Source organism: Paenibacillus phyllosphaerae, from assembly GCF_014192105.1.
In the GTDB taxonomy this organism is placed as follows: Bacteria; Bacillota; Bacilli; order Paenibacillales; family Paenibacillaceae; genus Paenibacillus_Z; species Paenibacillus_Z phyllosphaerae.
Genome location: NZ_JACHXK010000007.1, coordinates 206,936 through 220,271, shown reverse-complemented (window position 1 = coordinate 220,271; position 13,336 = coordinate 206,936). Strand labels below are relative to the sequence as shown.

Sequence of the window (13,336 nt, the reverse complement as noted above, 5' to 3'; positions counted from 1 at the left end):
AGCGAAGCTGAGGCTGTTGCCCGCTTCGCTCCGCGACTTCTATTTATTCAATACCACCTTAAATGTCTTGCCCTTCGCGCCGTTCACATTGACGGCAAGCTTAATGCTCGGGCTCAGCTGCGAGACGGTAATGCCGGAGCTTGCCGATGCAAGACTGGCGGCGATCTTCTTCAGCTCCAGATTGATACTGCCTGCGTTCGTCTGCGTCGGATCGCTCACGACGATCTTGATCTGCGAGCTCGTCTCCGTGACGAGCACGGACGCTTGTTTGTCGCTGATGAGATAAGCCGCGCCTCCGACGGAGATCGTCTTCGAGGCATTCAGCCAGAAGTTCACGCCGACTGTCCCAGTGGCCGCGTCGCTAACCGCCTGGGCAGTATCCGAATTCTCCAGGACGGCGATATCCGAGTTTGCGGCATAAGCGGCCGTCTGGCTGGCCGTCCGGTTCGGAAGCAGCACATAGGCATACGTCGCATTCGTCGGACTCGTGCCATGCGGAATCGCCAGGCTGAGATAGGAACGCGTGATGCTGCTCGTCGAGCCGCTGGTGTTGACCTGGCTCCAGGAACCGCCGCGGGACTCACGCAAGCCCGCTACCGTGGAGGTTCCCGGGAAATAGTAGCCGATATCCGAGCCGCTTACGCTGCCTTGGAGATGCGCCCAGCTTACGCCGATCATCGTCTCGGACCATCCGATCGACGAGGACTTCGCGGTCCCGCCCACGGTGAGCGTGTTGCTGCCGCTTGCATTCAGCTTCCGGTTCTCGACGATCGTCTCGATCGCGCGGCCGGAGGTGCTGGCGATGCTGCTGCCGAGCGCCACGATTTTGTCCCCGAGCATAAACCACGATTTGCGTCCGTTCAGATCGACGCCAAGGCCGGTGAACCTCATGCCGGCAACGCCGTTCGTCTCGTTCGACACTCCGCCGACGAAGTTGTATGTCGAAACGCTTGCGCTGCCTTGCGCATCCGTCAAGGCAAGCGGATCCACGGTGATCCCCGCCAGCCGATAAGGGTTGACGGTCGCCCAATAGCCGTCGCTGTACTGGGTCAGGTCGTTATTGTAGAGATAGGTCATCCCCTCGCCCGTATGCCAGCCGCGCTGATTCTCGCCGTTGCCCGCTTCATACCGTCCAATGCGACTTGAGAACAGGCTCAGACCGAAGCCGAAGCCCGGCTGGAGATGCACGGCCCGCGCCATGGAATTGTAGACCAGATTCCGGGTCGGCGCACTAGCCGGCGCAATTGCGCTATTCGCCATGATTGCCTTCATGTTCACGATATCCGCAATCGGCAGTCCGCTGTAGTAGCTCGCGAAGCTCGTATCCTGCTGAACCCACGCTTTTACCATACTCTGTATGGAGCTTTGATCCGTGGCAGGGGCTGCGAGCGCAAGACGAGCCAGAGACGCGATCACGTCGCGGCCCATGGCGTGATCTTGCTGCGCTTCGCGGGCGATCGCCCTGCCCCGCACCATATCCATCATGGCTCCTTTGTAGATCAACGGCCGGAATGAATCGTTCACCCAGTTGTACACGTTAGCCGCATTGGCATCCGTCACTTCCCAGCTGGAAGCATCCAGCAGATACAGCTGCTTGGATAATCCGGCAATCAGTACCCTGCCATAGCTCCCGTTGTAAGCGATATTGGTGTGCTGGATGAACGATCCGCCCGCGTAGAATCCGTCACCGCTCGTTACGTACAGGAACACTTGGCTAAGCGCATCCCGGCCTTGCGCGATCTTCGTCCCGCTCTTCTCCAGCATGCCGCGTACAATGACGACCTGAGCCTTATCCGTCCGGTTAGCGCCCGTCTCCGTCACCGTGGAATTGTAACGTTTCGTCGGGTCGGCGACGAACTTGTCGATAACGTTCACGTAGCTCGTCAATTGTGACGCGTTGAGCGAATCATAGAGCAGCACGAGCAGATTGCTCAGCGCCTGCGGCGTCCCGATCTGCCAATCCCACCAATTGTCCGATTGGGTCTTGCTTGCATTGTATTTGTTCGCGGCCATCCAGTCGATCGCGCCAAGAAGATCCGCCAGCAGCGAAGCATTGCCGTAGAGCGAGGAGCCGGTTGTCGCATACGCGACGGACATGCTGTACAGGCGCGAGTAAGTGCTCGTCATCGTAGCGGAGGCGCTCCATGCGTTCAGATCGCTCCATAGATAGGTGCGCCCCGCGCTCGAATCCATGCTCGACCAGTACGAATTCGCCGTACTCGTGATCGCCGAGATCTGGGCTGCAATGTCCGGGTCTGACGCGCTATAGGCGCCGCCGATCAGCAGCTCCTTCCATTTGGTCCGCAAAGCATCGTATTCATCCGCCGCTTGCGCGGACGGTACTTGAAGCGACAATGCCGATGTGACCATCATGATGACTAGGAGGCAACCCGTAAGCGTACGTCTAACGCGAAGGTTCATCATATCCCTCTCCCTCATGATTATGGACCTGTTATTGCTGCACGTTAAAAGTTACATTCCCTCCAGCAGTTCCACGGCTTGCCGAAAATGCCCGTTCGTTCGCCCGAGCACTGCCTCGACATCCGCACGGGACTGCCCGAACTTGAGCATCAGGATCGCGATACGCGCGTCCCCTCCTGCTTGCTCGCTATAACGGAGCGCCGCTCCTTCGTCCGCGCCGGTGGCTTGCATGACGATGCGCACGACGCGTTGGCGCAGCTTCTCGTTGCTCGCTTGCACGTTGACCATCAGATTGCCATATACTTTGCCCATGCGGATCATGACGGCGGAGGAAATCATATTGAGCACCATCTTCTGGCTCGTTCCCGCCTTCAGTCGGGTAGATCCGGAGATGACTTCGGGTCCGACGGGGATCTCGATCGGATAATCTACCGCCGCGGAGAGAGGCGTCCCCTGGTTGCAGGAGATTGCTGCCGTAACCGCGCCGATGCGCTTGGCTTCTGCGACGGCGCCCAATACGTAAGGCGTCGTGCCGCTCGTAGCCAGGCCGACGACCGCATCCTTATCCGTTACGCGCGCCGCGATATCCCGTCTGCCCGCGTCGGCATCGTCTTCGGCATTCTCGATCGCTTGCACGAGGGCATCAGGCCCGCCGGCAATGATCGCGTTCACCAGGCTGCGGTCAACGCCGAAGGTTGGCGGACATTCGGACGCATCGAGCGTTCCGAGCCTGCCGCTCGTGCCTGCGCCAATATAGAACAATCGGCCACCTGCCGCCATTCTTTCCGCGATCGCTTCGATCGTCCGTTCGATGGAAGGCAGCTGGTGCTGTACGCTGTGCGCGACCGTCAGATCCTCTTGATTCATCAATTGAATAATCTCGCCGACGGATAACTGATCCAGCATGGCGCTGCTCGCATTCGTCTGTTCGGTAACGAGACTCGTCATGGCTTCTTTCATGATTCGATCTTCCTTTCTGTGTCTCCCCAAGTCCGCAATATGGAGTGAATGGTGGACTCCGCCAGTTGGACGTCCGATTGGATCAGGCCGAGGACATAAGCGCCGATGACGGGAGGATGCCGCAGCGTATGAACCGCGCTGCCGCTCATCCGTGAACGGATCGTTCCCATGAATTGCTCGGTGAAGAATTCGCTGCCGAACAAACCTCCTGCCAGCACGAGCGGTATCTCCTTCAGATCTCCCCCTGCCGCCTCTTCCATCTTCCGCCGCGCCGTCACGGCGAGACGGCTTAAGTCTTGAGCCGCTTGCTGCACGATTCGCGCTGCCGTTTCATCGCCTTGCGCAGCCATGTCGATGACGAGCCTGGCGAGCTGGGCTATGCTTTTGCGCGCGTTGCCGGACTCATAGAATCGGTCGACCAGCTGCTGCGGATCGCGGATGGACAGATGCCGGAGCACCGCCTCGCTGAACATCGCGGCTTCATCTATCCCGTCCGCATGGCGAGTTACCGCCATGAGAGCCTGCCTGCCGATATCGTACCCGCTGCCTTCATCGCCGAGCAGATAGCCCCATCCGCCAACCCGGACCCCGCAATCCCGTTCAGGCAGATAGCCGTGCGCGATTGAGCCCGTGCCGGCGATCAGCACGATGCCAGCCTGCCCCCAGGTTCCCGCGGCCAGAGCCGTCTCCGCATCGTTGTGCACTTGAATAGAAGCTGAAGGAGGCAGATAGGGCTTCAGAAAATCGGTCATCCGCTGCTTGTCGGCTGGCCGATGCCCTCCGGCAAGACCAAGCGTTACGCTTCCTATATCTTCTATCGCGCCTCCGGCGCGTGCGACCGTGCCGCGAATAAGCGATAACAGCGTCTCCTCGACCTGTTCGCGCGGTCTGGATTTGACGTTCGAGGACTCGCCTTCCTCGCAAGCAAGGACGTTCCCCTCCTCATCGCCGACGAGGCAGGCGGTCTTGCTTCCGCCTCCGTCGATTCCTACATGCAGCCTTGTCGTGAATGCCTTATTTGACCGCACCGGCCGTCAGTCCTTCCATGAATTGTCTGGAGGCGAAGAGGAACAGGATCATCATCGGCAATGAAGCGACCGTTAACCCTGCGAAGAGCACGCTCCAGTCGGTGGAATATTCGCCGAACAGCGACATCATGCCGATCTGCAGCGTCTTCACCGATTCCTTCTGCGCGAATAGGAGCGGGAAGAAGAAGTCGTTCCAGATGTTGATGAACTGGATGATCATGACGGTACCCAGCGCCGGCTTCATGAGCGGGATCAGCACCCGGAACAGAATGCCCAGCTCCGAGGAGCCGTCGATCCGGGCCGCCTCCTCGATCTCGGTCGGCATCGTCTTGAAGAAGCCGGTTAGAATAAGGATGGCCAGCGGAATGCCGATGCCGGAATAAATGAGGACGAGCGACCAAGGTGTGTTGATCAGATGCAATTGGCGCATCAGCATGAACAACGGTACGACGCCCAGCTTCACCGGTATCATCATGCCGGCCAGGAAGTACATGTACAGCCACGGATTCCAGCGGAACGAATACCGGGATATATAATAGGAAGCGAGAGAGCCGAACACCAGAATCGCGAGCACGGATACGCCCGTCACGAGCACGCTGTTGAAGAAGTACCGGCCGTACGGTAGCTGCCGGAACAGCTCCTCATAGGAAGCAAGCCTGAAGCTGGTCGGCAGAGACAACGGGTTCTTGATGATCTCGATATTGGATTTGAGCGATTAGAGCAGCATAAGCGCTATCGGCGCGATGCCGGTAAGCGAGAATAGCGCAATGATCGCGTATTGCAAAGTTCGGATGGAAGTTGTCGGTCGCAAGGCACAGGTCACCTCCCCTGATCATAGTTCGACTTCATATTTGCGGGTAACGTTCATAAAGACGGTCGAGACGACGCTGATGATCGCGAACATGATGACAGCGAGGGCCGACCCGAGCCCGATGGAGACGGAATCTCCGCCGGAGGTGCCGCCGAAGGCATTGCGATAGAAGTACGTAGCAAGGGTGTCGGTAGACATGTAAGGTTCGCCTTGCGACCCTTGCATCGCATAGACAAGTTCGAAGGCCTCGAACGCGTGAATGAAGCTGAATACGGTAATGATGACGAATGACGGCACGATGAGCGGCGCGACGATCATCCGGATGAATTTGAGGCCCTTCACGCCTTCAAGGCGAGCGGCCTCCACGATTTCGGCCGGAATCGCTTGGAGGCCTGCCAGCCAGATCAATAGCGAGAAGCCGACGCCGAACCAGTTGTTGACCATGATGATGGACGTCAGCGCGGTATCGGGATCTCCCAGCCAGGACATCGCCCAGCTGTCCAGCCCGATCGTCTTGAGGAAGGTGTTCAGCACGCCCGTGTTCGGATTGAGAATGAGCTTCCACAAGAAACCGATGACGATGACCGACAACAGCCGCGGCAGGAAGATGGCGGATTTGAACCATTCGGCACCCTTCACCTTCGTATAGAGAACGTAGGCGAGCATGAATGCGATGCCGTTCTGGACGACCATCTCCAGGGCGAAATAATAGGCGTTATGGCCGAGCGCGTTCCAGAACGTCTCGTTATAGGGCTCTTGGGTGAACAGCGTGACGAAGTTGTCCAAGCCGACGAACGCGTCCCGGGTCAAGCCTTTCCAGGAGAAGAAGCTGTAGCCGAACGCCGCGACCATCGAGTAGACGATAACAACCGAATAGATAACGAGCGCCGGCAGGGGGAAAAGGTGTATGACGACTTGCTGCCACCTGCTGCCGGAACCTTTGACGCTCTCGTTCACTGCGTTATGGCTCATAGGATAGGAAGCCTCCGTAAGGAAGAATTACCGCCGAACCGCGTTCTGGGTCCGTTCGATGGATGCCGTGCTCGATTCGTAATTCTGGACGACCATGCCGACATAGAGCATGTCGATCACGTTGAGCTGCGCGATGCGCGACGCCATGGCGCCTTTGCGGAAATTCTGCTCGAGCGAGCTCGTGTACAGCTGAATATCCGACAGCTCGGAGATCGGGTTAATGCCGAAGTGGGTCAGTGAGATAATCTTCGCCCCATTCGCCTTAGCCAGCTTAAGCGCGTGAAGCACATCCTGGTTATTCCCGGAATAGGAGATGCCGATCACGACGTCCTGCTGGCTTAAATTGGCGGCGACGACCGCCTGCATATCTCCGCTGCTGGCGGATTCGCACCACTTGTTGATCCGGTTCACCTTGAGCCTGAAATCCTCCGCGATTATGGAAGAAGCCCCGACGCCGAATACCGCGATCTTCCGCGCTGCGTTCAAACTCTCGACCGCTTGGGCGACCGCTTCGACGTCGATGACGTCCATCGTGTCATGGATCGATTTGATATTGTTGTTGGTGACGCTCTCCATCAGCTCCTGGATGGAGTGGCCGACCTTGAACGGCTGATAATCGGTAATGCCTTCCCCCGCTGCGGAGAGATCGGCGGAGATCCTCAGCTTCAGGTCCGTATAGCCCTTGAACTTGAGCGACTTCGCCAGCCGCACGATTGTCGCTTCGCTCACCTCGGCGCGAAGCGCCAATTGCTGTACCGACAGGTTCACGACCTCCGAAGGGTGTTCGATTATATATTTGGCTGCCTGCCTCTCCATGCTGCTGAGCGTATCTAACGCGGCTTCCATGCTGACTAACGCGCCTTTCATTGGGCTGATTCCTCCTTGAGTGATTACGATCAATCCTTGTTATTGGCTAAGCGGTTTGAACCAGGTATCCACGCTTTTCTGAACTTCTGCGCCTACGTCCTCGACTTTCAGCTTGCCGAGCAAATAGCCTTGAACGCTCGTTTCGAACGCCGTCTTCGAAGACGGGTTGCCTGCTGCGAAGTATACATTGAACATGTACGGCGTCGCAATGGCCGCATCGTTCGAGAAGCTTGCGATCTTCTTGATCAATTCGTCGCCGGATTGCACCGACGGTATCGTGCTCTGGCGAACCAATTCATTGCTCAGCGTCGTGCCGAACGACTCGGTCAGCGCGAATGCGATGAACTTCTTGGCTGCCTCCTGATGCTTGGAGTTGACGTTGATCGCGAACGAGCCGTCGACCCAAGTCGAGACGCTCGCTTGGCCGTCTTTCGTCGGAACCGGGAAGGCGTCGATCTGAAGATCCGGGTTCATTTTGCGCATAACGGCGATCTCCCAATCCCCCATGATCATCATGCCGGCCTGCTCGGTAACGAATAGATTGCGCATATCGTCCATGCCAATGCCCTCATAGTTATCCGGATAGTAGGGTTCCAGATCCTTCAGCAGCTGAACGGAATCCGTGAAGGCCTGCGACGTGAAATTGGTCTGGCCAGTCGTGATCTGCTTGACGAAGTCGTTGCCGCCATAGGCGACCGGTCCGATCGCTCCGTGCGTTAGCGAGAGGATCCAACCTTCCTTGGAGCCGAAGGCGAACGGCACGATCTTATTGCTCTTAAGCGCTTCGGCCGTCTGTATCAATTCATCCCACGTCTTCGGCTCCGTAAGCCCCAGCTTGTCGAACAGCTGCTTGTTGTAAAGGATCAGCGAGGCATTCTTCAGGATCGGCGCTCCGTATACTTTGCCGTCTGAACCGGTTGCCGCGATCAACAGCTCGGACGGGATCTGCTCGAGCCCCGGCGTTCCGTCCAGCGGCACGAGGAAGTTCGAATCGGCAACCTGTTTGCCTGCCACATAGGGCCGCAGGTGGATAATATCCGGCCCTTCGCCCGTCATCAATTGCGTATTCAGCACCGTGTTGTACTCCGTGTTCTTGGTCGGCGCGAATTCGACGGTAATAGTCGGGTTCTGCTCATGGAACTGAGCGGCGATCTTGTCATAAGCGGCTTTGTCCTCGGTTCGCCAGCTGCCGATCGTAAGCCGGACCGCTTCTTCCGAAGTAGCTTCCGGAGCTGCCGTCGTCTCCGATTCAGTTGCGGTATTCGCAGCCTCGGCAGAAGACGCTGCGCCTTCGTTCGCTCCATTGCCGCCGTTATTGCCGCATGCTGCAAGGATAGTTAGCAGAATGACCATTAGCATTGTACTGACAGACTTTTTCATGATCCCCGTACCTCCCGAATGAATAAGTGCTTTCTCTTGGTAACTAAATTTCATTATCGTTCGCTGTTTAAGAAATATTATTTCATATCTAACCTCATTCTACGTAATAAGATGCCAATTGTAAATTCTTTTTTAACGCAGAAGTCAACTATTCTTCCATGATCGGAGCGGCATTCCATAAAAAAAATGGCCTCCAATCACGATTAAGACAAATTGCAGCCGCTTGCGCGCCCACCATAAGTCATTAGTCGGATCGAGAACCATTGGTTTGTCCAGTAGGATTCTTGTCGGTTGAATTATGAAACAATATTTCATCACTCGAGCTCGTTTAAATAATAAAACTACAATTCCGAGTTGTCAACTTGTAATTTGATTTCAAGAAAAGATTTCCCGCTAGTCTGTCTCGTTTCGGCATAATTTTACATTACGTCTTGGCTAGCCAACTCCGCGCAAGATTTATATACTTAATCATACTTATCTACCGTCTCTCATGGATCATCCAACTTTGCATTTGATAGCAACATAAGGAGATATAATGAATATGGAGTTTGTAGCCATTGACTTCGAGACCGCCAATTCGAACCGTTCCAGCGCCTGCTCGCTCGGGCTGGTGCAAGTAAGCGGAGGCAGAATCGTGAAAGAGCAAGTCTGGTTGATCAATCCGATGCAGCGCTTCGACGCCGTGAATATCGGGATACACGGCATCACGCCTGCCATGGTAGCCGGACAACCTACGTTTCGAGAGATTTGGCCCGAGATCTCCCCGCTCTTGCGCGATCGGCATGTAGTCGCACACAATGCCTCGTTCGATATGAGCGTATTGCGGTATTGCCTTGACGAAGCTTCCTTGCCCTACCCGACCTTTCAATACTTCTGCACGTATGCGGTCAGTAAACGGCTCTTGCCCGATTTGCCTTCATACAGACTTAACGCAATGGCCGAGCTTTACGGAATCCGGCTGAAACATCATGATGCGCTGGACGATGCCCGGGCCGCTGCCATTCTATTGCTCAGAATCATGGAACAAAAGGGTTCATCGGATCTGCTCCGATTATCCGCCGATGAAGGGTGGAAAGTCGGAAGAATGTATCCGGGCGGCTATGCCCCATTCTCTGCGCCAGCTGCCAAACTTAAACGCAAGCCGGCCCGTAAAGAACCGGCGGCCGTCCGTCAACCGAAACCTGCCGCGTCTATCCTCCCTGAACCTAGCCAAGCGCTTCAGCTAGCCACGGGTCAGAGAGTCGACGTAACCAAAGGGCTGGCAACCGGGAAGTTAGTGATTGAAGTGACATGGAGAACGATGAATCCCGCGATCGAGCTGGATGCCACCGCGTTCTTGCTTCATAGCGACGGCAAATGCAGGCAGGATGAGGATTGCATCTTCTACGGCCATCCCGAAGAGCGCAATGGTTCGCTCTCTTACTCGAAGCCAGAACCAAGCCAAGCGCGATTCGTGCTGGCCTATCCGAACCTTCCCGCGCAGATCCAGAAGATCGCATTCACGCTATCCATCTACGAAGGCGAAGTGCGGGAACATTTCTTCCGCGAGGTCGCTGAGATTACGATCCGGGTGAAGGACCCTTCAACAGGCCGAGAGCTGATGTACTACCGCTGCGGGGACTCATTAACGAACGAGACGGCCCTCGTTGTCGCGGAATTGTATAGCTACAGGGGCGATTGGAAGTTCAATCCGATCGGCAAAGGTTTCTTCGGCGGTCTGCATGCGCTGGCGAACGACTATGGTTTAGAGGTTGCGAACGAGCAGAATGAAGCTGCAGCTGCCCGAGAATCCAGATACCCGAACGATTAACATTTCTTGTATTTCAAATAAGCCGCCACTAGGCAAGCCTCGTGGCGGCTTTTTATTGCTTTATGCAGATGACGATTGGCTTGCGAGGAACAGCGCCTCGAATTGGTCGGCCGGCAAAGGACGGCTGAACAGATACCCTTGAATCTCATCGCACTCGAACTCGGCTAACTTCTCCAGCTGTTCCGGCAATTCTACGCCTTCAGCCAGTACCTTCATACGCAAATTCCGAGAGAGCGCAATAATCGTCTTCACGATCGCCGCATCCCGTTCATCCGTCGAGATGTTCGTAATGAACGACCGGTCGATCTTCAGCTTATCGATGGATAAGTCCTTCACGCAACTGAGCGAAGAGTAGCCGGTGCCGAAATCGTCCATCGCTATGGACACGCCAGACATCTGCAGCTGATGCAAGATATGCTTGGTATGCGCCAGATTAATAAGCGCCGTGCTCTCCGTGATCTCGAGATGAAGCGAATGCGGCGGCATCTTCGTCATCTGAAGCACGTTGCGTACGCTCTCGACGAAGTCGGACCGTCCGAACTGCTGGTAAGACACATTGACCGACATGATCAGGCTTTGTTTGGTATTCTGCCAAGAGACGAGTTGCTCGCTGGCGGTGCGCAAGACCCAATAACCCAATTGGTCGATTAACCCATATTCCTCCGCGATCGGAATAAACACGGAAGGCGGCACGCTGTCTTTGCCCTTGGGGAACCAGCGAACGAGCGCTTCGGCGCCTATGAGCTCCCTGCTCTTAAGATCGAACAAAGGCTGGTAATAGACGTTTAGCTCTTCTTCCTGAATCGCTTTTCTCAGCTCGGAGACGAGCGCTCTTTTCTCCCGCATAATTTCGCAGATTTCGCTATTGTAGAGCTGATAGCGGTTCTTGCCGGATTGCTTGGCTTTATACATCGCCAGATCGGCGTTCTTCAGCAGCGTCTCCGAGTCCGCGCCATCTTGCGGGTAGATGCTGATGCCGATGCTAGTCGTGATGAAGTGCTCGATGCCCTGGACGTTAATCGGCTGTTCAAAATAACGAACGATTCGCTCGGCCAGCCCCTCGGCTTCCTGGGGATTATCGATCTTCATGAGAATCGCAAACTCGTCGCCGCCAAAACGGGCGGCAATGCCGCTATGCTTCATGAATCGCACCAAATCGTTGGCTAACTGCCTCAATAGCTGGTCGCCGGCGAAATGTCCGAACGTATCGTTGATTTCCTTGAAATTATCCAGATCCAGGAACATGCAGGCAAACATACTCGGCTCGGTCTGCTGCTCCGCTAGCAACTTGTCCATCTCGTTATGCAGCATCGTCCGATTGGGCAGATCGGTCAGCATATCGTGGTACGCCATATAAGTAATTTGCTTCTCTGCTTCTTTCCACGCAGAGATGTCTTTGGCGATGCCATAGACGCCGACAATCGTTTGGTTCACGACAATGGGTATTTTCGTTATCATGAGCGGAATCGGCGTGCCGTTATGCGTGGACAGCGAAATTTCGAACGTCTGAGGCTTGCCCGAGTATGCCTGTTCGATCGCATGTTTCATGAACGCGAAATCCGGTTCGGCGACAAGCTCATAGACGGAGTTCACCTCGTGCTCCTGATAGCCAAGAATGTCCAGGAATTTCCCGTTGCGCGTCAGGATATCGCCATGGGCATTAATGGAATACACGATGTCCGGGTTATACTGAACGAGAGACCGATAACGCTGTTCAGACTCTTCCAGATGCGCGTTCAGCTCGAACAATTCGTCGGTCGAGACTTGGGCGACATGGGACATCGCCTTCAGTACGTCCAGCTCTCCCCATTGCGCGGGACGATCGGCGACAGGTTCGGCGGCACGCTTGGGCATGTCATGACATTCGGATAGCACGAGCAGCGTCATCGAATGGTTCAGAATGACATTGGAGCGCTGGTTATGGTAGAACTCTCCGTTCGTAAAGAAGCCGACCGTCGGAGCAAGCTGCTGCAGCGGCGAGATTTCATAGCCGATCGAATTAAAGATGAACATCTTGCGCGCTTCGCATGAATAGATGAAGATAGCTTCCGATGGGACGCTCATCAACTCCTCCACTAGACGTTTGGATCGATCGACGATTAATTCGGGGTCGCCGAATCCGAATCGTACCGCATCGCCTTCTTCGATGCGACCCGATAGCGTCACCGATCCGTCCTCGTGCACCTCGATAACATCCCGGCAAATCTCGATTCCCTCTTTTTGCAGAATCAACGGGAAGTTTTTGCTTTTCTTCACCAGCTGTTCCGCTATATTGTCGCCGAGATAGTTGCGGTAAAGGTCAATGATATTTTTATGATCGATCGTATAAAGGCGCTTCTCTTCCGCATGCGTAACCGTGAATCGTTTGCCGACCTGATTCCAATTGAGGCTGTAGGCGTTGTTCGCGATGAGGTTAGGGCCGGACAACGAGATGCCCACGGCGCCCCCCGAGAGCAGCTTATTCCCGGTGATCAGCGTCCTGCGCCCAACGCTTGCGGCCGCTATGCCGCCTGCGAGAATGACATTCGGATGGACGTCCTCGATCCCCTTCAAGAATTGATCCGGGCGCTCCAGCTGATCGGTGAACACAATCATCGCTTTCATGTCCGGCTGGGCTAGGCGATGCGCTAATCGCGTACCCGCTTCATGTTCATCTACGCCCGCAGGAAGTTCTATAGAAGCAGCAACCAGGTTGACTTGATCGAATTCGATGATCGAAATGACCGTTGCTTGTTCATGAACGCACCCGTCGACGATCTCTCCGGCAGACGTGCATCCAATGATAGCCGCTTGCGGCAAATCGGCAGCAAGCAGATCCACGATAGGTTGGATCGAGCTGTTCTGCAGGGAAGACGAAAAAATCTGAATGAGCAACCGATTGGCATCGGGTATGGATTGAATCTGCATCCACTCTCTTAAATGGCTCATATCCTGATAGTGAAGTTGATGGACGCGCAAGATTGTTCTCCTCTTTTCTATATGTAGCCTGGTCGTATGTAAGCTATCTGCCAAGCATCGCCGTTATTCGTCACTATGTCTATTTTAATTGTTCGTAATATACGGGTCTAGCGTAAACTATTCCCATGA

Annotated in this window: 9 protein-coding genes; 1 reads left to right on the top strand and 8 read right to left on the bottom strand. The window is 55.3% G+C overall.

What is annotated here, in order from left to right:
* Positions 1 to 39: 39 nt before the first annotated feature.
* The 7 genes from FHS18_RS17275 to FHS18_RS17245 form a co-directional block, all read right to left on the bottom strand.
* Complete coding sequence (locus tag FHS18_RS17275; protein ID WP_246427715.1) at positions 40 to 2,424, bottom strand: polysaccharide lyase 8 family protein; 2,385 nt, start codon at positions 2,422 to 2,424, stop codon at positions 40 to 42.
* Between the two features lie 48 nt (positions 2,425 to 2,472).
* Entirely contained in the window at positions 2,473 to 3,381 is a 909-nt protein-coding gene (gene murQ, locus FHS18_RS17270; RefSeq protein WP_183601328.1) for an N-acetylmuramic acid 6-phosphate etherase, read from the bottom strand.
* Positions 3,378 to 4,409 (bottom strand): ROK family protein, encoded by a 1,032-nt coding sequence (locus FHS18_RS17265; RefSeq protein ID WP_183601327.1) that lies wholly within the window; start codon positions 4,407 to 4,409, stop codon positions 3,378 to 3,380. The genes murQ and FHS18_RS17265 overlap by 4 nt, the downstream gene beginning before the upstream one ends.
* Complete coding sequence (locus FHS18_RS17260) at positions 4,396 to 5,088, bottom strand: carbohydrate ABC transporter permease (protein ID WP_343060559.1); 693 nt, start codon at positions 5,086 to 5,088, stop codon at positions 4,396 to 4,398. Before FHS18_RS17260 ends, FHS18_RS17265 begins: the two co-directional genes overlap by 14 nt.
* A 153-nt stretch (positions 5,089 to 5,241) precedes the next feature.
* Positions 5,242 to 6,192 carry a carbohydrate ABC transporter permease gene (locus FHS18_RS17255; protein ID WP_183601326.1) on the bottom strand — a complete coding sequence of 317 codons (951 nt, stop codon included), beginning with the start codon at positions 6,190 to 6,192 and terminating at the stop codon, positions 5,242 to 5,244.
* Positions 6,193 to 6,219: 27 nt separating this feature from the next.
* Positions 6,220 to 7,059, bottom strand: coding sequence for a MurR/RpiR family transcriptional regulator (locus FHS18_RS17250; protein ID WP_246427714.1), 840 nt, complete (start codon positions 7,057 to 7,059; stop codon positions 6,220 to 6,222).
* Positions 7,060 to 7,098: 39 nt separating this feature from the next.
* Positions 7,099 to 8,439: an ABC transporter substrate-binding protein gene (locus tag FHS18_RS17245; protein ID WP_246427713.1), complete on the bottom strand. Its 1,341-nt coding sequence runs from the start codon at positions 8,437 to 8,439 to the stop codon at positions 7,099 to 7,101.
* 535 nt (positions 8,440 to 8,974) lie between these two features.
* Between FHS18_RS17245 and FHS18_RS17240 the strand changes: the two genes are divergently transcribed.
* Positions 8,975 to 10,249 (top strand): TerD family protein, encoded by a 1,275-nt coding sequence (locus tag FHS18_RS17240; protein ID WP_221401359.1) that lies wholly within the window; start codon positions 8,975 to 8,977, stop codon positions 10,247 to 10,249.
* Between the two features lie 60 nt (positions 10,250 to 10,309).
* On the opposite strand, the gene FHS18_RS17235 is transcribed toward FHS18_RS17240, so the two are convergent.
* Positions 10,310 to 13,207, bottom strand: coding sequence for a bifunctional diguanylate cyclase/phosphodiesterase (locus FHS18_RS17235; protein WP_183601324.1), 2,898 nt, complete (start codon positions 13,205 to 13,207; stop codon positions 10,310 to 10,312).
* Between the last annotated feature and the right edge of the window lie 129 nt (positions 13,208 to 13,336).

Excerpts from the sequence above, each read along its gene's own strand:
- FHS18_RS17240 (WP_221401359.1), top strand. The coding sequence starts at position 8,975 with ATGAATATGGAGTTTGTAGCCATTGACTTCGAGACCGCCAATTCGAAC.
- FHS18_RS17255 (WP_183601326.1), bottom strand. The coding sequence starts at position 6,192 with ATGAGCCATAACGCAGTGAACGAGAGCGTCAAAGGTTCCGGCAGCAGG.
- FHS18_RS17275 (WP_246427715.1), bottom strand. The coding sequence starts at position 2,424 with ATGATGAACCTTCGCGTTAGACGTACGCTTACGGGTTGCCTCCTAGTC.
- murQ (WP_183601328.1), bottom strand. The coding sequence starts at position 3,381 with ATGAAAGAAGCCATGACGAGTCTCGTTACCGAACAGACGAATGCGAGC.
- FHS18_RS17245 (WP_246427713.1), bottom strand. The coding sequence starts at position 8,439 with ATGAAAAAGTCTGTCAGTACAATGCTAATGGTCATTCTGCTAACTATC.
- FHS18_RS17250 (WP_246427714.1), bottom strand. The coding sequence starts at position 7,059 with ATGAAAGGCGCGTTAGTCAGCATGGAAGCCGCGTTAGATACGCTCAGC.